This window comes from Flavobacterium polysaccharolyticum (assembly GCF_038739875.1).
Taxonomy (GTDB): Bacteria; Bacteroidota; Bacteroidia; order Flavobacteriales; family Flavobacteriaceae; genus Flavobacterium; species Flavobacterium polysaccharolyticum.
Map to the genome: position 1 here is coordinate 35,781 of NZ_JBCGDP010000008.1, position 22,867 is coordinate 58,647.

Here is a 22,867-nt window from a genome sequence, read left to right on the forward strand (position 1 = left end):
CCGCCATATTTTTCATTAAAAATTTAGAAAAAGATGAGATTCTTTTGTTATGCATTTCTTTTATTAATCACCTTTAATGTAGAAGCTCAATTTCTTCGAAAAAAGAAAAAAAAGACCATCAAATACGAAAATATTGTCATCAGCGATTCAGCTACGCAGCATTTGGTCAATGCCATTCAGTTCGAGACCGTTTCTAAAAAAGATTCATTAACCTTTTACAATGCCGAATTCAAGAAATTTAAAGCATTTCTCAAAGCTACCTATCCTTTAGTATTTGAAACCTGCATCGAAATACCCTTCAACTCCCACTCTATTCTCTTAAAATGGGAAGGTTTAAATCCCAACTTAAAACCTAATTTATTCATGGCACACCAAGATGTAGTGCCTGCCAAACATCAAAAACACAAATGGAATTACCCGCCATTCGAAGGAGTAATCAAAGACGGACAAATTTACGGGCGTGGCACACTCGATGATAAATCTTCATTGATCGGTTTACTTGAAGCAGCTGAATATGCGCTCAAAAATAATTTTGAACCGCTAAGAACAACTTATTTTGTTTTTGGCGATGACGAAGAAACCTATGGCAATGGAGCCAAAGAAATTGCGGATTGGTTCATGAAAAACAAAATAGAATTCGAATTTATTTTAGACGAAGGCCCTGGCGTTGGACTGGATATCATTCCTGAAGTCGCCAAACCCATTGCCTTTATTGGCATAGCCGAAAAAGGATATGCTACCGTAGAACTGACCATCAATCAAGAAAGTGGTCATTCTTCAATGCCTTCTAAGCATACCGCCATTGGCCTGTTAAGCCAAGCAATAGCCAATATCGAAAACAAACCTTTTCGCGCACATTATCATGGCCTAGCTAAAAAAATGTTTGACGAGATTGCTCCTGAAATGGATTTTTCTAAAAAAATAATTTTCAAAAACAGTTGGCTTTTTAGTGGGATGATAAAAAAAGAATTAGCCAAAAAATATTCTACCAACGCCTTGATACGAACCACTGCTGCAACTACTATGTTCTATTCTGGTGAATCCGAAAATGTACTTCCTCACAAAGCCTCTGCGACGATTAATTTTAGATTAATCCCTGGTGATTCCATCCAAGACATTATTCCTTATTTGAATAAAGTGATTAAAAACCCGAAAGTGAAAGTAAGTTTTAAAGGGGAAGCCGTTAATGCCTCGCCCATTGCCAAAAAAAAATCTGTGGGCTACCGAGCCTTGGAGAAAAGTTGCAACGAAATTTTCCCAAAAGCCATTGTTGCACCAGTATTAGTAATAGGCTCAACAGATTCAAGGCATTTTAACCTTACTTGTAACAATATTCTTCGATTCATTCCGATGCACTTCAACAATGCAGACTTGGAACACATTCACGGATTTGACGAACACGTTGGAATAGAAAATTACCATAATATGATTCGATTTTACATTCGTTTATTTCAAAATCTTAATGATTTTTGATTTCATTGCAAATAATTTAAAAAACAGTACAAATCCAAAACTCGAATATCGATAGCTAATTCTTTGCCACACAAAATAAAATCAATAAATTAGCGCCACTAAATTTTATACAAAAACACACAATGAAAAATACGGCGCTTACGCACATACACGAAGGGTTAGGAGCAAAAATGCTACCATTTGCAGGATACAATATGCCAATTCTATACGAAGGAGTAAATGTAGAACACGAAATCGTTCGTAACGGAGTGGGCGTTTTTGATGTATCACACATGGGAGAATTTTTCCTTTCTGGACCAAATGCTTTAACATTGATTCAAAAAATAACTTCTAATGATGCTTCAACGCTAACTATTGGAAGAGCTCAATATTCTTGTTTACCAAACAATGATGGCGGAATTGTAGATGATTTAATCGTTTACAAAATGGAAGAAGAAAAATACCTTTTGGTAGTTAATGCTTCAAACATTGAAAAAGATTGGAATTGGATTTCCTCACACAATGATTTAGGAGTTGTAATGGAAAATCTTTCGGATGATTATTCGTTATTAGCCATACAAGGCCCAAAAGCCGTTGAAGCCATGCAATCATTGACTACCATTGATTTATCCTCCATTGCATACTATCATTTTGAAGTAGCCGAATTTGCAGGTTTCCAAGATATCATTATCTCTGCAACAGGATATACTGGTTCTGGAGGTTTTGAAATTTATTGCAAAAATGACCAAGTTGAAACTATTTGGAACAAAGTGTTCGAAGCTGGTGCTGCATTCAACATTAAACCAATCGGTTTAGCAGCGAGAGATACTTTACGTTTAGAAATGGGATTTTGTTTATACGGAAATGACATCAACGATACGACTTCTCCATTGGAAGCCGGTTTAGGATGGATTACCAAATTCACAAAAGAATTTACGAATTCAGAAAACTTAAAACAACAAAAAGAAGCTGGAGTTACCAAAAAATTAGTGGCTTTTGAAATGCAAGAACGCGCCGTACCAAGACATGATTACGAAATCGTAGATGCTACTGGAGCCGTAATCGGAATTGTAACTTCGGGAACCATGTCGCCTTCTATGAACAAAGGAATTGGTCTTGGCTATGTAACTACTGCCAATAGTGCTGTTGATAGCGATATTTTTATAAGAATTAGAAAGAATGATGTGCCTGCCAAAGTGGTAAAACTCCCTTTCTACAAAAAATAAACCATCATGAAAAAAATTTTACTGGTAGCCTTAGTGTTATCTAGCCAAATATGGGCTCAAAATAATGTTGCCGCTTGTAAAATTCTTTCCAAAATAAATGCACTTATTCAAAAAGAGCATGTACAACCAAAACCGGTAGACGACAGTCTATCGGTTTTTATTTTTGATAATCTAATTAATGATTTAGATCCCGCTCGTAATTTGTTTTTTAAATCAGAATACGATTCTTTGGCTAAAAATTACCGCTTACAGCTTGACAATCTCATCCAAAAAGAAGATTGCCAATTCATTACAACATTCGAAAATATTTATCAAAAAGGCCTGCTTCGAAACAAAACCTTTTTAGAAAAATTAGAAAAAGACAATATCGATTTTTCTGTTCGAGACACCATTAGAATGTACAAAAAAGTCTTTCCAGTGTACATGACAGAAAATGATTTTGAAAAAATATGGCGAAAAAAAATACGCTTTGATGTCCTAACTGAAGTAGCGGCTAGTAGTAACAATTTAGATTCTATTCAAACGCATATTACATCACTCATAGCTTACAATAAAGGAATTGCTATTCAAAATGAGATGTGCAAAATTAGTGCTCAACTCATAAGAAAAAGCACTATTGCCGAAAAGGTGTACTCGTTTTTTTGTACTTACTTCGACCCACATACCAATTACTTTAGTGTTGACAGTAAGTCAAATTTTGTTTCCTCATTATCCAAAGAAAGATTATCACTGGGATTTTTGGTGACTTTAAATGAAAAAAATCAAATCATCATTGATGAAATAGATCCCAATGGTCCCGCTTTTAAAAATGGAAAACTCAAAAAAGGAGATCAAATTCTTTCCATCGCCAACGATAAAGAAACACTAAAAGTTACTTGTGCCTCACTAGAGGAAATTGGAGAATTAATCGTTTCTGATGCCAATAAGATCATCACTTTGATAGTCAAAAGAAAAGGTGAAAAAAATTTTAGTGTAACACTTGAAAAAGAAGTTATCAAGGACGAACAAAATACGGTTTTTAGCTATATCGTTGAAGACAAAAATAAAATTGGCTACATCAAAATCCCTAGTTTTTACTCAAACTTTGAAAGCAAAGACAGTAGTGGATGCGCTGAAGACGTAGGTACCGAAATCGTAAAATTGCAAAATGACGATATTGATGGATTGGTCATAGATCTAATGGATAATGGCGGTGGATCTATGGAAGAAGCCATAAAACTAGCAGGTTTATTTGTACATCATGGTCCAATTTCTATTGTTGTTGATAATACCAAAAAACAACAAATTATTCAAGATCCATACCGCGGTTATTTGTACAAAGGGCCCATAATAATTTTAGTCAATGGAAATACAGCCTCGGCTAGTGAATTTTTTGCTACTATTTTGCAAGATTACAATCGTGCCATGGTCATTGGAAGTAGTACATTAGGAAAAGCAACCATGCAAACCATACTCCCTTTAGAAAATGAAGAAGAAAATTTTGTAAAAGTAACCATCAATAAATTCTACCGCATTACAGGCAAAAGTCACCAAAGTATAGGTGTAATTCCTGATGTTCAAGTTCCCATTATTTATGAATCAATTATTCAAAAAGAAAAGGATTATCCCACAGCTTTCAAAAACGATGTGTTGCCTACTTCGATTAGTTTTACACCTTATGTAAAAAACAAATTGATTCATCAGTTAACCAAAAATAGTCATAAACGTGTACTTGCCAGCCCTTATTTCAATAGTGTTATTACTATGAATAAAAGAATTGACGAATTAGTTAAATCTCCAAAAACAGTAATCCCAATGCAAATTGATACTGTTTTCGAAGAACAAAAAGCAGTTACTACGCTATGGGAAAACATCAACGATTTCAAAGACGAGAGCATCAATTTGAATGTGAAAAACTCTTCTTTCAACGAATCTCTTTTAGGGGTTTACCCGTCAGAAAGAGCCTTTAAAAACAAGCAAATCAAAGTTTTAAAAAACAATCATTATTTAAATGAAGCCATTCAAATCATCAACGATTATTTTGTACTAAAATAGTTGATTGCATCATAAAAAATACAACAAAAGAATCCAAAATGAATTTGGTAAAATAAGGAATAACTGTATTTTTGCAGTTCAAAATAAAAATAGAAATGGGAAGAGCTTTTGAATTCCGAAAAGGTAGAAAAATGAAACGTTGGTCAGCAATGGCCAAAGCCTTTACTAGAATTGGTAAAGATATTGTAATGGCTGTAAAAGAAGGCGGTCCAAATCCTGACGCTAATTCTAGACTAAGAGCCGTTATTCAGAACGCAAAGGCAGCCAATATGCCTAAAGACAACGTAGAACGCGCTATTAAAAAAGCAACCGATAAAGATACTGCCAATTACAAAGAAGTTTTGTTTGAAGGGTATGCTCCTCACGGAATTGCAGTTTTGATAGAAACCGCCACAGATAACAACAATAGAACGGTTGCTAACGTAAGAAGCTACTTCAACAAGTGTAACGGTACACTTGGTACTCAAGGATCAGTAGAATTTATGTTTGATCATACTTGTAATTTCAGAATTCCTAAAGATGGCATCGATGCCGAAGAATTAGAATTAGAATTAATTGATTTTGGTGCCGAAGAAGTTTTTGAAGATGAAGATGGGATTTTAATTTACGCTCCGTTTGGAAGCTTTGGAACTATTCAAAAAGAACTAGAAAACAGAAGCTTAGATATCTTATCTTCAGGTTTTGAAAGAATTCCTCAAATTACTAAAAAACTTACGGAAGCCGAAATAGCCGATGTAGAAAAATTGATTGAAAAACTTGAAGAAGATGATGACGTGATGAACGTGTATCACACCATGGAAGAATAATAAATATAAGCAACCAAAAATTGCTTTTGAATTACAAAAAAAAAATCCGACAAATTGAATTGTCGGATTTTTTTTTTGGCACTATATTTGGCCATACCAAAAGAGTCAAAATCAAACCTTAACCCCAGAAATCAAATCAAATATGAAGAAAACTACTCTTATTCTATTACTCTTTTTCATCATTAGCAGTTGCGGAGTAAAACAAACCCAACAATTAGTTAGCAACGGAAACTATGACGAAGCCATTAACAATGCCTTGGCTAACTTAAGAACCAACAAAGACAAAAAAAGCAAACAAGATTATATTTACTTACTCGAAGAAGCCTTTGCAAAAGCCAAAGAAAGAGATTTGAACAACATCCAAATGCTAAATATCGAATCGAATCCCAATCAAATCGAAAAATTGTACAACTACTACGTTCAATTAAACGATCGCCAAGAAAAAATTAAACCGGTGCTTCCCTTGTTTTTGCTAAAAGAAAATCGAAACGCTATTTTCCCTTTTGAAAATTACAACAATCAAATCGTATCGAGTAAAAATGCTTTAGCAGAATACTTATACAAAAGCGCATTACAATTAATGAAGACCAATACTAAAATTAATTTCAGAAACGCTTTTGATGAATTAACGTATCTCAACAAAATTAGCCCTAACTATAAAGAAGTAAACCGATTACTAGACGAGGCCAAATTCAAAGGAACCGATTTTGTTTTGGTAAAAACAAAAAACGAAACCAATATGATTATTCCAGCGCGTTTACAAACCGATTTATTGGACTTCAGTACTTACCGTTTGAATAATCCTTGGATTGTGTATCACAATGCTCCTCAAAAAGGAACCAAATACGACTTTTCTATGATGATTCTGTTCCGAAACATTTTAGTATCGCCAGAACAAATCAAAGAACGCGAATTCATCAAAGAACGCGATATAAAAGATGGTTACAAAAAAGTAGTCGATGCTAACGGTAAAGTAGTGTTAGACGAAAAGGGCAAAGAGGTTTTGGTAGATAACTTCAAAAAAGTGACGGTTCAAATCTATGAATATCGTCAACTTAAAACGTGTCAAGTAACCGCAAAAGTTGAATTTGTAAGTACAAAAGGCAATCAATTACTTCAATCTTATCCTGTTACAAGTGAATTTGTTTTCGAAAACATTTATGCCACTTATAAAGGAGATCGAAGAGCATCAGAAGAAAGTTACTATGCTACCTTTGATCGTAGGGCAGTACCTTTTCCTACTTCAGAACAAATGGTGTATGATACAGGAGAGGATTTAAAGTCAAAAATTAAAGATATTATGAATACTAACCGATTCGAATAAGAAAAATAGCTTTTCAAAAAACAATTCTTTCCACTATTACCATAAAAAAAGTGATTTTGACTTTCAAGATCACTTTTTTTGCTTTAAAAAATAAATTTTGTTGAAATTTAACAATTTTAAGTAAAATTTGATTTTTTATAAAATTTTATGTCGTAAATTTGCATCGATGAAAAATACAAGTTTACATATAACTTCTATCTACCGGATAAATTTACTTGCCACTTCTCCCGAAGTGCGGATGCTATGTCTATAGTTTCCAAAAAAGTGTTTTCTATATTTTATCCTTTTTCATTTTTACCATTTTGAAATCAAATCCATTTTTTAATGGAGTTTCAAATCTGACTGAAACTCAATATAATTTTATAAGCAACAGCATTTCAAGTATTTGTAACAAAATATTTGATAAAACATGTTACTTTTAATAGCTCATTGACTATGATTGCTTTAAAAAAAAGAACCAAACGATTTTTAACCTCTAAATCGAATTCCGAAATGAATATTTCTATAGTAGTAGCACAAAAAGAGCACTATGCATTTGCAGCAGAAATTTGTGATACAATTGAAACCTCGGCCTTACAAAGAGGAACGGGAATAGCCAAAAGAACCCCAGAATACATCCAAAAGAAAATGGAAACCGAAAATGCGGTTATCGCCATAATCGATGGAAAATTTGCAGGTTTTTGTTATATCGAATCTTGGCAACACGGACAATTTGTAGCCCATTCGGGGTTGATTGTACACCCAGACTTTAGAAATTTAGGATTAGCCAAAAAAATCAAAACATTCGTTTTTGAGTATTCTCAACGAAAATACCCAGAAGCAAAAGTTTTCGGTATAACCACTGGATTAGCGGTAATGAAAATCAATTCCGATTTAGGATACAAGCCCGTTCCTTTTTCTCAATTGACTACCGACCCTACTTTTTGGAAAGGCTGTCAAACTTGCACCAATTTTGAAATCCTAAAAAGCAAAGACTACAAAATGTGTTTATGCACAGGAATGCTGTACGATCCCAAAGAAAAACAAAAAAATCCCCCCAAACACCCGTTCAATGTCCGGATTTGGAATCGTTTAAAAGAGATTAAACAAGCCCTTTTCTTAAAAAAATAATAGTTCAAAAAATAAAAAACAACGTTTTGTCAGACACAAAACATTAAAATATATACAATGGAAAATAAAAAAGTAGTATTAGCTTATAGCGGAGGATTAGACACTTCGTATTGCCTAAAATATTTAAAAAACGAAAAAGGATTCGAAGTACATACCGTTTTAATTAACACAGGTGGATTTGATGAAGCAGAACTAAAAGCCATAGAAGATAGAGCCTACGAATTAGGAAGCGCCAAACACGCCAACCTTACCATTTTAGACAAATATTACGACAAAGCCATCAAATACTTGATTTATGGGAATGTCCTAAAAAACAACACCTATCCGTTATCAGTTAGTGCCGAGCGTGTTTTTCAAGCCATCGAAGCCATAAAATATGCCAAATCCGTTGGAGCAACAGCCATCGCACACGGAAGCACCGGTGCAGGAAATGACCAAATTCGTTTTGACTTAATTTTCCAAACCATCGCTCCCGAAATCGAAATCATTACTCCTATTCGTGATTTAAAACTATCTCGTCAGGAAGAAGTAGATTATTTGGCCAAAAATGGTGTGCATTATTCTTGGGAAAAAGCACAATATTCTATCAACAAAGGCCTTTGGGGAACCAGTGTGGGCGGAAAAGAAACCTTAACTTCAGGACAACCTTTGCCAAGCGAGGCTTACCCTTCGCAATTGCAAAAAGAAGGTGAAGAGAAAGTAACTTTAGAATTCCAAAAAGGAGAATTGGTTGCGATAAATGGCAAAGCAGACAAACCTTCTAATAATATTGTGGCCTTAGAAAAATTGGCTAGCGCTTACGCCATCGGAAGAGACATCCACGTGGGCGATACCATTATCGGCATCAAAGGAAGAGTTGGTTTTGAGGCCGCAGCCCCATTAATCATCATCAAAGCTCACCATTTGTTAGAAAAACATACACTCGGCAAATGGCAACAATACTGGAAAGAACAACTGGGTAATTGGTACGGAATGTTATTCCACGAAGGGCAATTTTTAGACCCAGTGATGCGCAACATCGAAACGTTCTTAGAAGACAGTCAAAAAACAGTCAATGGAACTGTAACGGTCTCTTTAAAACCATATCATTTCAGCTTAGACGGCATCGAATCAGCAAACGATTTAATGAACACCGGCTTCGGTCAATACGGTGAAATGAACAATGCTTGGACGTCTGACGATGCCAAAGGATTCATCAAAATTCTTGGCAATGCGCAAAACATATTTTCATCTGTGAATCAAGAAACTTACGAATAGTATAATAATTCATTAGGAGCGAAAGTTCAGGCATTTTTGGAGACATTAGTTCCCGCTATCCGCTGCAATCTTTGTAGGCTGAACCCCAGCCAACAAAAGATTTCCACTACTATCGGGGCTAAAGAGGAAATAGTAGGATTTTCAGGTTTGTCCTGCAAGGTTTTTTTCAAACCTTGTAGGTATTAAATAGCCTAAAACATACCTACAAGGTCAAAAAAAGACCTTGCAGGAAAAGCAACAAAACGCATTCAGTTTTACAACATATTTAAAAATAAAAATTATGATTAATGTTGGAATTATTGGCGGTTCGGGTTATACGGCTGGCGAACTCATCAGAATCTTGATGTTTCATCCCAACGCCAAACTCGACTTTGTATACAGCACTACCAATGCTGGCAAACCTCTTTCCGTTGCGCATCAAGATGTGTTGGGCGATATCGAAATGAATTTTACAGATACCATCAACCCCAATGTAAACGTTCTTTTTCTGTGCTTAGGTCACGGCAAATCCAAAGCTTTTTTAACCGAAAATAAATTTGCCAGCCATACTAAAATCATTGATTTAGGCAATGATTTTAGGTTAGAAAAAGACTCGATTTTTGAGGGTAAAAAATTCATATACGGCTTACCAGAATTAAATAAAAAAGCCATTAAAAACGGGCAATTCATCGCCAATCCGGGTTGTTTTGCCACCGCCATTCAATTGGCTTTATTGCCTTTGGCGGAAGCCAAATTACTCAATAGCGATGTGCACATCAATGCCACAACCGGAAGTACGGGAGCTGGAGTGAGTCTTTCAGAAACTTCACACTTTAGTTGGAGAAACAACAATATGTCGCATTACAAAGCTTTTGAACACCAACATTTGGGAGAAATAGGCGAAAGTTTGCACCAATTGCAAAAAGATTTCAAAAACGAATTGCTTTTCATTCCCAACAGAGGCGATTTCCCAAGAGGAATTTTTGCCACTTTCTACACCCATTGTGAGGAAAGTTTAGAGGATGTTGTGGCCAAATATGAGGCCTTTTACAAAAACGAACCGTTTGTAACCGTAACCACAACCAATATCAATTTAAAACAAGTCGTTCAAACCAATAAATGCATCATTAGTTTGATGAAAAAAGGCAACCGGATATTGATTACTTCGATTATCGATAACTTAGTCAAAGGCGCCTCAGGTCAAGCCATTCAAAATATGAACTTGCTCTTTGGACTAGACGAAAGTACCGGATTGCATTTGAAACCAAGTGGATTTTAAAAAAAAATTGAAAGATTAAAAGATTGAAGAATTTAAGGATTATGACATCCATAAAGTTTAAATCATTCAGTAACACATACAAATCTTTAAATTTTTAAATTATTTAAATCTTTAAATTACAACAACAATGAACCTATTCGACGTTTACCCATTATACAACATCACGCCTGTAAAAGCAGTAGACTGCACCATTACGGATGAAAACGGTGTAGAATATTTAGATTTATACAGCGGCCACGGAGTCATCTCCATTGGGCACACCCAACAGCATTATGTGGCGAAAGTAAAAGAACAATTGGACAGTATTGGATTCTATTCTAATGCTATCCAAAATCCGTTACAAGTAGAATTAGCCCAAAAACTAGGTGAATTATCAGGCTATGATGATTACGCTTTGTTTTTGTGCAGCTCAGGAGCCGAAGCCAATGAAAACGCACTAAAATTAGCCTCTTTTCACAACGGAAAATCGAGAGTGATTGCTTTCGACAACTCTTTTCACGGAAGAACATCGGCAGCAGTGGCAGTAACCGATAACAAAAAAATTGTAGCGCCCATTAACGCCCAACAAGTCGTTACCTTTTTGCCATTGAACCAAATTGATTTGGTGGAAACCGAATTACAAAAAGGCGATGTGTGCACCGTGATTATTGAAGGCATTCAAGGTGTGGGCGGATTAGATGAAGGCACTACTGAATTTTTCCAAGCCTTAGAAAAACTGTGCAAACAATACGAAGCCGTTTTGATTCTAGACGAAGTACAATCGGGTTATGGAAGAAGCGGGAAGTTTTTTGCGCATCAGTACCATAACATCAAAGCGGATATCATTTGTTTGGCAAAAGGAATGGGCAACGGTTTCCCAATTGGAGGAATTTTGATTGCTCCACATTTCAAAGCGAGTTATGGCTTACTAGGCACTACTTTTGGCGGAAGTCATTTGGCTTGTGCCGCTGGAATTGCCGTTTTGGATGTTATCAAGAGCGAAAAGTTAATGGATAATGTGAATGCCGTTAGCGAGTACTTTATGAAAGCCATCCAACAAGTGCCTGAAATCATCAAAGTAAAAGGAAAAGGATTGATGCTGGGCGTAGAATTTGATTTTGATGTGAGTGCTTTACGCAAGAAAATGATTGTGGAAAAACATATTTTCACAGGAAGTGCCAACAATAAAAACCTGTTGAGAATTTTACCGCCTTTGACCATTACCAAAGCAGCAATTGATACCTTTATCGTTGCTTTGAAAGAGTCGTTGGCTGAATTGAAATAAGAAACTGCGTGAGTATTCCTTGCCAGTCCGATGCGTGAGGGAGAGCAGTGGAGCTCTCCCGATTTTTCATCGGGAAGCGGGAACGGATAGCCCGACCCGACCTTTTTTGGGAGGGGCACGCCCAAAAAATTAACTAACCAAAAACTATGAATACACTACTAACCATCGAAAAGAGAAACGCCGTTTTAACCACGATGGCGGCTTTGCTAGAGCAGGAACGAACGGCTTTGAAAAGTAGTAACCAACAAGATTTAGCCAATTATTCCGGAGAAGATTTGGCAATGGAAAAACGTTTGTTGGTCGATGATGCCAAGATTGACGGTATGATTTTGTCCTTGCAACAATTGGCCAGTCAAGAAGACCCTGTGGGTAAAATTCGTTTTGAATTTGTTCACGATAATGGCCTCAAAATCTACAACAAAACGGCTGCATTTGGCACTATTTTAATTATTTATGAGTCTCGACCTGATGTAACAGTTGAAGCGGGTGGTATTGCTTTTAAATCCGGAAATAAAATTCTTTTAAAAGGCGGCAAAGAGTCATTACTTTCTAACCAAAAGATTGTAAGCCTTTGGCATCAGGCCTTAGAAAGCAATGGTGTAGCAACGGATTGGGTGGAATACTTGAATTACGATAGAGTACAAACCCAAGCTTTTTTGGAAAAACCAACTCAAAAGGTTGATTTGATTGTGCCTCGTGGAGGAGAAAAATTAATTGAATTCACCAAAAAACACGCAACCTGTCCAGTGATTGTAAGTGGTCGTGGAAATAATTTTGTGTACGTAAGCGCTAATGCTGACTTAGATAAAGCAATGGCAATAATTATAAACGCAAAAACCTCAAATATATCAGTTTGTAATGCTTTAGATAAAGTAATAATTGATATAAATTTACCGAATTGGGAAGTCTTTTCTAACCAATTAATTCGTGCTTTGCAGGAACGAAAAGTGACTGTTTTGGGAGATGCCACAATTGCCAAAGCAACTCAAATTCCACCAATTGATTCAGATGACATTTGGTATGAAGAATTTTTGGATTACAAGATTGTAATTGGTACTGTTTCTTCAAATCAAGAAGCTATAGCCAAAATCAATACCTATTGCGGAGGTCACTCAGCTGCTATCATCACCGAAAGTGAAACCACAGCCCAAGAATTTATGGATAACGTTGATGCTTCATCCGTTTATCATAATGCTTCGACTCGTTTTACCGATGGAGGGCAATTTGGTTTAGGTGGAGAACTCGCTATCAGCACAGACAAATTACACCAACGCGGTCCTATTGGTTTACAACATTTGGTCACCAACAAATGGTATGTTTACGGAGAAGGACAAGTCAGATAAGATGGCAGAATTGAGATTATAGATTTTAGACGAAAGATTTGCGAACGTTGCGTTTTAATCGTTCCAATTATAAAAAAATTGCGCCCTTTGCGGTTAAAAAAAATGACAAAAAAAAGAATATTATTAAAATTAGGCAGCAATACCTTAACCAAGGAAACCAATCATATCTCGAGAGGAAAGATTGAGGATATTGGAATGCAAATTGCCGCGCTACAAGACCAATACGAATTCATTATTGTGAGTTCTGGGGCGATTGCCGCTGCCAAACAGTTTGTTAAACTTGACAATAATGACCAAGAAGTCTTTGTTAAACAAGCCCTTGCATCCATTGGACAACCCCATTTGATGCGTATTTACCACGAAAATTTCAGTGATTTAGGATTGCATATTTCACAATGCCTACTCTCCTATTCTGATTTTGAGAAAGAACAATCCAAAGTCAATATCGTGAACACCATCAATGTGTTGGTTAAAAACAATTACATCCCCATCATCAATGAAAATGACACGGTGGCGACAGACGAAATCAAGTTTGGGGACAACGATAAATTAGCCGCTTTAGCAGCCGTATTGTTAGATGTCGATATTTTGATTATTGCTACCAACACCAATGGTATTTACACCAAAGCTTCTATCAACGATGCACTTCCATCAACGATTGAACTAGTAACGGATTTGTCATTGTTACAAAAAGAAATAGGTGACACAAAATCGTCTCACGGAACTGGTGGTATGCAATCTAAAATAGAATCGGCAGCAATTGCCAAAAAAGCCAATATTGAGACTTGGATTGTGAATGGCCTAGAGGATGATTTTATGCGGAAAGCGCTGCGGAATGAAATCCCTTTTACTAAAATTATTTAACTTAGAGCCACTAAAAATCACAAACTAAAAATCCGCTTATTCAGCATTCTAATAAAGATAAAGCTATGAATTACACCTCAATAAAAGAAATCGATTCCCTAAAGAAATGGGTAAAACAAGCCCTTAAAATAAAGAAAGACCCTTTAAAAAATCAAAGATTGGGTAAAGACAAAACATTGGTTATGCTCTTTTTCAATCCAAGTTTGAGAACGCGTTTGAGTACTCAAAAAGCAGCCATCAATTTAGGAATGAATGTGATGGTAATGAACTTTGGAGCCGAAGGATGGACTTTGGAGTTCGAAGACGGCACAATTATGAATCAAGGCGCCTCAGAACACATCAAAGAAGCCGCCGAAGTCGTTTCGCAATATTGTGACATTATTGCCATCAGAGCTTTTGCGGGACTTACGGATAAAGAAAAAGATAATGCAGAAACGGTGTTGAGTGGTTTTGTAAAGTACGCCACTGTGCCAATTGTTAATATGGAAAGTGCTACGGGGCATCCGCTACAATCCTTGGCCGATGCAATTACAATGGCCGAATTCAAAACCAAACACAAACCTAAAGTAGTACTGACTTGGGCACCTCATCCCAAAGCATTACCTCAGGCCGTTGCCAATTCGTTTGTAGAAATGATGCAACTGCAAAGAGATATGGATTTTGTAATTACGCATCCAGTAGGTTATGAATTGAATCCTGAAATCACCAAGGATTCGGTAATTGAATACAATCAGGACAAAGCTTTTGAAAATGCTGATTTTATTTATGCTAAAAACTGGAGCAATTACAACGACTACGGAAAAGTGACGAATACAGACGAAAATTGGACCGTTACTGCCGATAAAATGAAATTGACGAACAATGCCAAATTTATGCATTGTCTTCCAGTGCGTCGCAATGTGATTGTAGCCGATGAAGTGATTGATAGCGAAAACTCCATTGTGATTCAGCAAGCCCATAACAGGACCTATTCGGCACAATTGGTTTTACAAAAAATACTGAAAAGATTACCTAATAAAACCAAAAGTTTAGAGTATTAATTCAAAAGAATGGAACAACTAACAATAGTAAAAATTGGTGGAAATATCATCGATAATCCAGCCGAACTACAACAATTTATTGCCGATTTTTCAAAAATAGAAGGCTATAAAGTGTTGGTGCACGGCGGAGGAAAATCAGCTACCAAAATGGCAAAAAGTATTGGTTTAGTCCCTCAAATGATTGATGGAAGACGCATCACCGACCAACCTATGCTAGACGTTGTGGTGATGATTTATGCGGGTGAAATCAACAAAAACATCGTAGCACAATTGCACGCAAATGGAACTAATGCAATGGGTTTTTCTGGAGCGGATGGTAATTTGATTCAGTCTACCAAAAGAAATCATCCCACGATTGATTACGGTTTTGTGGGCGATGTACAAAAAGTAAACACCTCGCTGCTAGAAACATTGATTGAAAACGAGATAACACCGGTTTTTTGCGCTATTACTCACGATAAACAAGGACAATTATTAAACACAAACGCTGATACAATTGCCAGTGAATTAGCCATTGCTTTGTCGGAAGTATTTGAAGTAACTTTGACGTATTGCTTCGAAAAATCAGGGGTTTTGTATGATGCAGAAGATGACACTTCTGTCATTGAAAACATCAATAAAGAACTGTACGACCAATTAAAAACAGAAGGCGCCATACATTCAGGGATGATTCCAAAACTCGACAATTGCTTTAACAGCTTGTCCAAAGGCGTTCATAAAATAAAAATTGGACATCACAAACTATTGAAAGACAACAACGCACTTTGTACGAGTATAACATTATAGATTACTAACAACCCTTTTAGAATTCAGAACTTTGAAAGGGTTAAATTAAAAATTTTGAAAACCATAACAACCCTTACACAAGAAGCCATCGCCTTACTAAAAGCAATGATTGCGACTCCTTCCTTTTCTAGTGAAGAGGAACAAACAGCGCTTTTAATAGAACAATGGTTCCAGCAAAATAACATCCCTTTTGAGCGGGAAAACAATAATATTTGGGCGTATAATCAACATTTTGATGCGGCTAAACCTACCCTTTTACTGAACTCGCATCACGATACGGTAAAACCCAACCAAGGCTATACCAACGACCCTTTTGAGCCTATAGAAAAAGACGGGAAATTATTTGGTCTCGGCAGTAACGATGCTGGAGGTTGTTTAGTGGCTTTATTGGCCACTTTTGTTCATTTTTATGGGCAAGAAAATTTGCCTTACAATTTGGTTATGGTCGCTTCTGCAGAAGAAGAAAGCAGTGGCAAAAACGGGCTGAATAGCGTACTAAAACATTTGCCAGAAATTGATTGCGCCATTGTGGGCGAACCTACCTTAATGCAACTGGCCATTGCCGAAAAAGGCCTTTTGGTTTTGGACGTGGTTGTAAAAGGAACCGCAAGCCACGCAGCGCATCATAATCCTGACAATCCTATTTACAATGCAATGCCTATCATCAGTTGGTTTAACAGTTACCAATTCGAAAAAATATCAGAAGTTTTAGGGCCTGTAAAAATGACAGTAACCCAAATCAACGCAGGAAAACAACACAACGTAGTACCTGCTGAATGCCATTTGGTAGTCGATATTCGAGTAAATGATTGTTATAGCAATGCAGAAATATTAGACACGGTTCGTCAACTAGTGAAAGCTGAGATTACACCGCGTTCTATGCATCTCAATGCTTCTTCTATTCCTCTTTCACACGGATTAGTACAAGCAGGAATCGCGTTAGGCCGCACCACCTATGGCTCTCCTACGCTTTCGGACCAATCGGTGTTGAGTTGCCAGTCGCTAAAACTTGGTCCAGGTGAAACCCTGCGGTCACACTCGGCAGATGAATTTATTTACATCAATGAAATCGAAGAAGGAATTGAATTGTACATTAAAATATTGACAGATTTTTTTAGGAGCTAATCCCGCTATCCGTTACAATCTTTTATGGCGAACCCCGCCATAAAAGGATTTTCACTACTATCGGGGCTAGGAATAAAATAAAACGAGAAATTAAATCTAATAAAGACACTTTGCGAAACTCTATTCACTTTTGTAGTGCTTTGTGAAAAATAAAAAAATATGAAACTCTGGGAAAAAGGAATACCAACCGACAAACAAATCGAACATTTTACGGTAGGAAATGACCGTGAACTCGATTTGGTTTTGGCCAAATACGATGCTTTAGGTTCTATCGCTCACGCTAAAATGTTGGCTCAAATAGGATTATTGAATGCAACAGAAGCTGATGATTTAGTTTTGGCCTTACAAGAGATAATCACAGCTATCGAAAAAGGAGATTTCGAAATCGAAGACAGCTTTGAAGACGTACATTCCAAAATCGAATACTTATTGACCGAAAAACTAGGCGACGCTGGTAAAAAAATACACACGGCACGTTCTCGAAACGACCAAGTGTTAGTGGATGTCAATTTATATTTGAAAGACGTTGTTATTGCACTCAAAGAGCAAGTAAAAACGCTATTCGATTTGTTGATGGAATCCGCTGAGCAGTATGAAAATGTACTGTTACCTGGCTATACGCATTTACAAATTGCTATGCCATCATCCTTTGGAATGTGGTTTTCTGCTTATGCCGAAACCTTGATAGACGATATCACGATGTTGAATGCCGCCTTGAAAGTGGTAGATCAAAATCCATTAGGTTCTGCTGCAGGTTATGGTAGTTCCTTCCCCATCAACCGAACCTTTACTACTCAGGAATTAGGCTTTGCCACTTTAAAATTCAATTCGGTTGCAGCACAAATGAGTCGTGGAAAATCTGAAAAAACAGTCGCTTTTGCTATGAGTAGCGTGGCTGCGACTTTGGCAAAATTCTCAATGGACGTGTGTCTATATATGAGCCAAAACTTCGATTTTATTAGTTTACCAGCGCATTTAACTACTGGGTCGAGTATTATGCCTCACAAAAAGAATCCAGATGTTTTTGAATTGATCCGTGGGAAATGCAATAAAATTCAAGCTTTGCCTTATGAAATCACTTTAATCACAAACAACCTTCCTAGTGGCTATCATCGTGAATTTCAATTACTGAAAGAAGGATTATTTCCCGCAATCCAAAATCTAAAAGCGTGTTTGGATATTGCCATTTTTTCCATCAAAGACATTAAAGTAAAAGACAACATTCTTACCGATCCAAAATACAATTACCTATTTACCGTTGATACTTTAAACGAAATGGTCGTTGCCGGAATGCCATTTAGAGATGCCTACAAAGCTGTGGCAGAACAATTAGAAAATGGTACTTACGAATCACCAAAAGCTACCCAGCATACGCATGAAGGAAGTATCAATAATTTGTGTTTAAAGGAGATCAAAGAAAAAATGGAAAACACTTTTTAATAAAAATAATAGAATACAAAAAAAACCTCGTTTAAGAATTTAAATGAGGTTTTTTTGTATAAAATTGTTTCCTATTAATTTTAAAACCTACCAGTTGGTACTCTGGACATTTGTTGATTCATCCATTGCTGATTCATCATCATTTGTTGTTGGAACATCCAATGGTTGTTCTGCCAAAAATTATAATAATGTCCTTTATAGACTGAAAATCCATTTATTGAAAAATCAATTGGAATAATAATTTCTTGCTTCACATTTACACCATCTACTTTTCCAGGACTACAATAAGACTGAGTTTTCAAACATGATAAAAAATCTATTATAGTCTCATCACAAGTAACATCAACACCTTTTATAATCTTAACTTCCGAAACCAATCCTGTGGGCTCTATAATACATTTAACCAAAACATATCCATGATTGTATTTATCAATAGATTCGACTGGATATTTAAAATTGTTTTTGATTAATTTTTGTAAATCTTTTAAATCTTTCAATTTTGCATTCTTCTGACAAAATTGATAAATTTTATCTCCATTTGTGTCAATATAAAAAATGTTTTCCAAAAAATGTTTTTTATATTCATACGTAATTTCTCTACCCTGAATTGAATCGAATATAACTTCTTTACCATTACCATTCGAATCGAGAATAGTTATTCCTTCTTCATTAAGAACTTGATCGTAAATCATTCTTTTATCTTCAAACAAAGTTTTACTAATTCTATGTATTTTTTCATTAGAAAAATATTCAATTTCATTTTTTGGTTTATTGCTTGAATAATTCACTTTTTTTCTGACTTTCCCATTTGGATAATAAAAAATAAAAGTTCCTTTTTTTCGATGGGGATAAAAAGAAGTAAAATCTCCCTCATATATTTTCACATTATTATTAAAAAAATAACTTAAGTGAAAAACAGAATCTTTAACCGATTCAATTTTCGCATAATAATTACTTTCCTTAGGATTATCTGTTTCATCCCAAGATGCATTGTAAAGAATAGGTTGTTTTTGTTCAAATCGTTTTCTGTACTTAAAAATCTTTATCAAAGAAGGGACATCTTTAACTTCATATTTACCTTTTTCAATATCAGTTTTAAGAGTAGAGTCTGATCCGAAAATTTCAATTGCCATTTTTTTAAATTTACCGGAACCAGAAGGAAAAGTTAAATAATCTGACGAATCACTTGCCTTCACAACATACTTTACATAACTTCCTTGTGCTCCTAATGCAATAAATTTATAAAAAGAGATACCATCAACTTTACTCATAAATTCAGCAAACTCACCTTTTTTCGAAGGAGAATCTCCAAACAACCCAATAATATCAACATTTTTCACTACAGAAAATGAATCCACACCTATGACGTAACCATTACATTCATCTGCCACTATTGATTTTTCGATATCGTCCTTAGAAAGCTTAAACTTTAGAGCCCTATCCTGTATAGAATATTTCAACAACCCTCTTATTTTCAATCCTTTATTATCGAAATAGTAACCATTGGAAAAATTATCTCCTATCACATAGGATACATCAAGTCCTTTTTCAGGTTCATAATCAAAATCATAGTAGCCTTTTATAAGTTGTTTGTTCATATCAACAAAATGGCCTATCTCATAGTTTGGAATTTTATTTTGTCCAATTAAAAAACAACTCCATAAGATTAGGGTAAACGAAAAAAAATATTTCATATGTGTTTAATAAATATGTCTTGAAAAAAATGACTTTAACATTTCAAAAATAAAATTTAAATTTTATTAAAACAATCCAGTACTAGTAAATAACCTAAATTCTAAAAAACATATAACATCTTTAATTTCTCACACAAAATTTACTTACTAGCAAAGAAAAATTTAATGCTATCAAATTCTAAAATCACTTTAAAAATAAACTTTGATCAAAATTAAAAAAACTGCCATACAAAATCTAAAAGCTTGTTTGGACATTGCTATTTTTTCCATCAAAGACATTAAGGTAAAAGACAACATTCTAGCCGATCCAAAATACAATTATCTATTTACCGTAGATACTTTAAACGAAATGGTAGTAGCTGGAATGCCTTTTAGAGACGCCTACAAAGCGGTAGCAGAACAATTAGAAAATGGCACCTACCAATCACCAAAAGCTACCCAACACACACACGAAGGAAGTATCAATAATTTGTGTTTGGATGAAATAAAAGAAAAAATGCAAAAAACTTATTAAAAAATATACTAATAGCTAAAGCCGTTCAACTTTCTGTTGGAACGGCTTTTTTTTGGCACTTTGTAAAATAAAAGAAGAATAAGAAGACTTTTAATGTGACATCAAAACAAAAGTCTTATTTTTGATTGAGCCAGAATCCAAATTATGAAAACAAATACTTACAAGAGTAAAATTGCTACTGCATTGCTAGAAAAAGGTTTTATGACCGACAAACAACTAGATACCATTGAAGAGTATCAAAAACTAGGTGTTTTTTCTTTGCACACGGAATTAAGACTTTTACTTTATTTATCCGTGCTTCTCTTTACTTCAGGAATAGGAATTTTAATCTATCAAAACATTGACTCAATTGGTCACGATGTGATAATTGTCTGTCTTTTTTTGCTAATTGCCGTTAGTCTTTATTTTTGTTTCAAAAAAGCAAAAGGATTTCATAAAGAAGAAGTTGCCTTTGATAATACAATCTATGACTATTTAGTGCTACTCATTGCTATTCTAAGTTGTATTTTCATCGGGTATCTACAATTTCAATATACACTCTTTGGTGAAAATTATGGAATAGCCACGCTTGTTCCTACAATTATTAGTTTTTGTTATGCCTATTATTTTGATAACAAAAGTGTTCTTAGTATTGCCGTTTCTGGTCTAGCAGCGTGTATCGGTCTGACTGTAACTCCACAGAAAGTCCTTGATACCGAATTTTATTCCAATGATACGCTCGCATTTTCTGCCATAGGACTAGGGTTATTGCTCATTTTATGGACTATGTACAGTTCAAAAAGCAAATTGAAAATACATTTTAATTTACTGTATCTGACTTTTGCGCTACATCTAATTTGTATTGCCACAATTAGCAAAATTTCAGAAAAAGAAGTTCCATTATATTTTCTATTTGCCTTGCTTTTAGGAGGAGCTTCTTATTATTTTTACAAAATGAGTAAAGAACATAATGCCGTTTCACTTTTTGTATTTGCTTTACTTTACGGTTATGTTGGCTTGAATGTACTTTTATTCAAAGTAATTGACGTAATTGATTTTAATGGGTTTTGGGAGCTTTTGATGTATTTGCTTCCTGCTTACTTCATAGGCTCTATCATTTTATTCATACAATCGGTAAAAAAGTTCAACCAACAAAAAAACAATTAAAAATGAGAGCTTACGACGAAAATAAATTGACGAATATTGTTTTAATTGAGGAAACTGATACTTTTTTGAATGCTGATTTTATCACTCAAGAACAAGCCGATTGCATAAAGAACAATTTACCTGTTTTTAAGTCACAAAATAACCTACTTCTTCGCTTAGCTTTTTTCATCCTTGGAAGCTTGCTTTATGCTTCAATTTGTGGCACCATCTCAATCATTGGAGTACAAATTGGAGAATTCTATTTCAACTTTTGTTTTTATCTTTTTGCAATAATAGGATGGATTGCTGCTGAGTTTTTGGCTCGAGAAAACTACAAAAATTATGGTATTGACGACGCGTTTATTTTAGGAAGTATTTTAAATCTCGCCATTGCCATCGGAATCACTTCAGATCAATTTGAATTAGTTATTGCAATTTTTGTGGCTATAGCTTCTTTTTTACTGTATAAAAGATTCTTACACCTTCTATCCCTTCTCACCTTTTGTTTCGCTTCAAGTGCCACTTTTTTCTATGCTTTATTAGAAATAGGAACCATTGGCAAAACCATTTTACCATTTGCTACTCTGCTATTTGGCATATTATTTTATTTATTTACTAAAAGAAAATTAGCGCATTTACAACACTTATTTTATCATAAAGGATTAGTACTAGCTAATAGCTTTTGCTTAATTCTAGTCTACCTTTCTTGCAATTATTTAGTAGTAAGAGAACTCTCTTCTCAATTACTCGGAGTATATCTAGAACCAGACCAAGACATTCCATTTGCCTTTTTCTTTTACTTTTTTACCATTGCAATTCCAGTTCTTTACTTGGTACTAGCTCTAAAAACGAAGGATAAGATCGTATTATGGATTGGTGTGTTTTGCGTTGCCTTTTCAATTTTTACGATTCGATATTATCATTCACTACTGCCAATTGAAATTGCAATTACATTGGGAGGAATTTTACTTTTTAGTATAGCCTCTTTTTCGATTAAGAAATTAAAAAACAAAATTAGCGGAATCACTTTTGAGGTGGATAAATTAACTCAAAAGAAGGATCTCATAAACGCAGAAGCCTTGGTAGCTGTTGCAGCCTTTGGCATAAAACCAGAAACCAAAATAGAGGAATCGTCCTTGAAATTTGGTGGTGGGGATTATAGTGGCGGTGGCGCTTCTGGAAGTTTTTAAATAAAAAAAGCACTC

General features: G+C 35.2%; 18 protein-coding genes and 1 pseudogene. 18 read left to right on the top strand and 1 reads right to left on the bottom strand.

Annotation, left to right across the window (positions count from 1 at the left end; translation table 11 throughout):
* The first annotated feature begins 33 nt into the window (after positions 1-33).
* The 15 genes from WFZ86_RS09500 (at position 34) to argH (ending at position 18,329) form a co-directional block, all read left to right on the top strand.
* Entirely contained in the window at positions 34-1,473 is a 1,440-nt protein-coding gene (locus WFZ86_RS09500; protein WP_342691722.1) for a M20/M25/M40 family metallo-hydrolase, read from the top strand.
* A gap of 122 nt (positions 1,474-1,595) precedes the next feature.
* Positions 1,596-2,678 carry a glycine cleavage system aminomethyltransferase GcvT gene (gene gcvT / locus WFZ86_RS09505; RefSeq protein WP_342691723.1) on the top strand — a complete coding sequence of 361 codons (1,083 nt, stop codon included), beginning with the start codon at positions 1,596-1,598 and terminating at the stop codon, positions 2,676-2,678.
* A gap of 6 nt (positions 2,679-2,684) precedes the next feature.
* A complete protein-coding gene (locus WFZ86_RS09510; protein WP_342691724.1) occupies positions 2,685-4,712 on the top strand; it encodes a carboxy terminal-processing peptidase in 2,028 nt (675 codons plus the stop codon).
* 95 nt (positions 4,713-4,807) lie between these two features.
* Positions 4,808-5,518, top strand: a complete 711-nt coding sequence (locus tag WFZ86_RS09515) for a YebC/PmpR family DNA-binding transcriptional regulator (RefSeq protein ID WP_342691725.1) — start codon at positions 4,808-4,810, stop codon at positions 5,516-5,518.
* A gap of 142 nt (positions 5,519-5,660) precedes the next feature.
* On the top strand, positions 5,661-6,842 hold the full coding sequence (locus tag WFZ86_RS09520) for a hypothetical protein (RefSeq protein WP_342691726.1): 1,182 nt from the start codon (positions 5,661-5,663) through the stop codon (positions 6,840-6,842).
* Between the two features lie 492 nt (positions 6,843-7,334).
* On the top strand, positions 7,335-7,952 hold the full coding sequence (locus WFZ86_RS09525; RefSeq protein WP_342691865.1) for a GNAT family N-acetyltransferase: 618 nt from the start codon (positions 7,335-7,337) through the stop codon (positions 7,950-7,952).
* Positions 7,953-8,009: 57 nt separating this feature from the next.
* Positions 8,010-9,209, top strand: coding sequence for an argininosuccinate synthase (locus WFZ86_RS09530; RefSeq protein ID WP_342691727.1), 1,200 nt, complete (start codon positions 8,010-8,012; stop codon positions 9,207-9,209).
* 280 nt (positions 9,210-9,489) lie between these two features.
* Positions 9,490-10,467, top strand: coding sequence for an N-acetyl-gamma-glutamyl-phosphate reductase (gene argC, locus WFZ86_RS09535; protein WP_342691728.1), 978 nt, complete (start codon positions 9,490-9,492; stop codon positions 10,465-10,467).
* Positions 10,468-10,594: 127 nt separating this feature from the next.
* Positions 10,595-11,731 carry an aspartate aminotransferase family protein gene (locus WFZ86_RS09540; RefSeq protein ID WP_342691729.1) on the top strand — a complete coding sequence of 379 codons (1,137 nt, stop codon included), beginning with the start codon at positions 10,595-10,597 and terminating at the stop codon, positions 11,729-11,731.
* Positions 11,732-11,877: 146 nt separating this feature from the next.
* Positions 11,878-13,074: a glutamate-5-semialdehyde dehydrogenase gene (locus tag WFZ86_RS09545; protein ID WP_342691730.1), complete on the top strand. Its 1,197-nt coding sequence runs from the start codon at positions 11,878-11,880 to the stop codon at positions 13,072-13,074.
* Between the two features lie 102 nt (positions 13,075-13,176).
* Positions 13,177-13,938, top strand: a complete 762-nt coding sequence (gene proB, locus WFZ86_RS09550; protein WP_315173428.1) for a glutamate 5-kinase — start codon at positions 13,177-13,179, stop codon at positions 13,936-13,938.
* Between the two features lie 65 nt (positions 13,939-14,003).
* The gene (locus WFZ86_RS09555; protein WP_342691731.1) at positions 14,004-14,978 is read left to right on the top strand and encodes an N-acetylornithine carbamoyltransferase; all 975 of its coding nucleotides are present in this window, start codon (positions 14,004-14,006) and stop codon (positions 14,976-14,978) included.
* Positions 14,979-14,987: 9 nt separating this feature from the next.
* The gene (argB, locus tag WFZ86_RS09560) at positions 14,988-15,764 is read left to right on the top strand and encodes an acetylglutamate kinase (protein ID WP_342691732.1); all 777 of its coding nucleotides are present in this window, start codon (positions 14,988-14,990) and stop codon (positions 15,762-15,764) included.
* Positions 15,765-15,818: 54 nt separating this feature from the next.
* On the top strand, positions 15,819-16,889 hold the full coding sequence (locus tag WFZ86_RS09565; protein WP_342691733.1) for a M20 family metallo-hydrolase: 1,071 nt from the start codon (positions 15,819-15,821) through the stop codon (positions 16,887-16,889).
* Between the two features lie 159 nt (positions 16,890-17,048).
* Positions 17,049-18,329, top strand: a complete 1,281-nt coding sequence (argH, locus tag WFZ86_RS09570) for an argininosuccinate lyase (protein ID WP_342691734.1) — start codon at positions 17,049-17,051, stop codon at positions 18,327-18,329.
* An 80-nt stretch (positions 18,330-18,409) separates the two neighbouring features.
* Here argH and WFZ86_RS09575 read toward each other — a convergent pair whose 3' ends face one another.
* On the bottom strand, positions 18,410-20,023 hold the full coding sequence (locus WFZ86_RS09575; RefSeq protein ID WP_342691735.1) for an energy transducer TonB: 1,614 nt from the start codon (positions 20,021-20,023) through the stop codon (positions 18,410-18,412).
* A gap of 223 nt (positions 20,024-20,246) precedes the next feature.
* On the opposite strand from WFZ86_RS09575, the pseudogene WFZ86_RS09580 reads away from it, so the two are divergent.
* From WFZ86_RS09580 to WFZ86_RS09590, 3 genes and pseudogenes are all read left to right on the top strand, one after another.
* A pseudogene (locus tag WFZ86_RS09580) lies at positions 20,247-20,537 on the top strand (argininosuccinate lyase); the annotation flags it as partial.
* A gap of 144 nt (positions 20,538-20,681) precedes the next feature.
* On the top strand, positions 20,682-21,683 hold the full coding sequence (locus WFZ86_RS09585) for a DUF2157 domain-containing protein (protein WP_342691736.1): 1,002 nt from the start codon (positions 20,682-20,684) through the stop codon (positions 21,681-21,683).
* A 2-nt stretch (positions 21,684-21,685) separates the two neighbouring features.
* On the top strand, positions 21,686-22,852 hold the full coding sequence (locus tag WFZ86_RS09590) for a hypothetical protein (protein ID WP_342691737.1): 1,167 nt from the start codon (positions 21,686-21,688) through the stop codon (positions 22,850-22,852).
* Positions 22,853-22,867 lie beyond the last annotated feature (15 nt).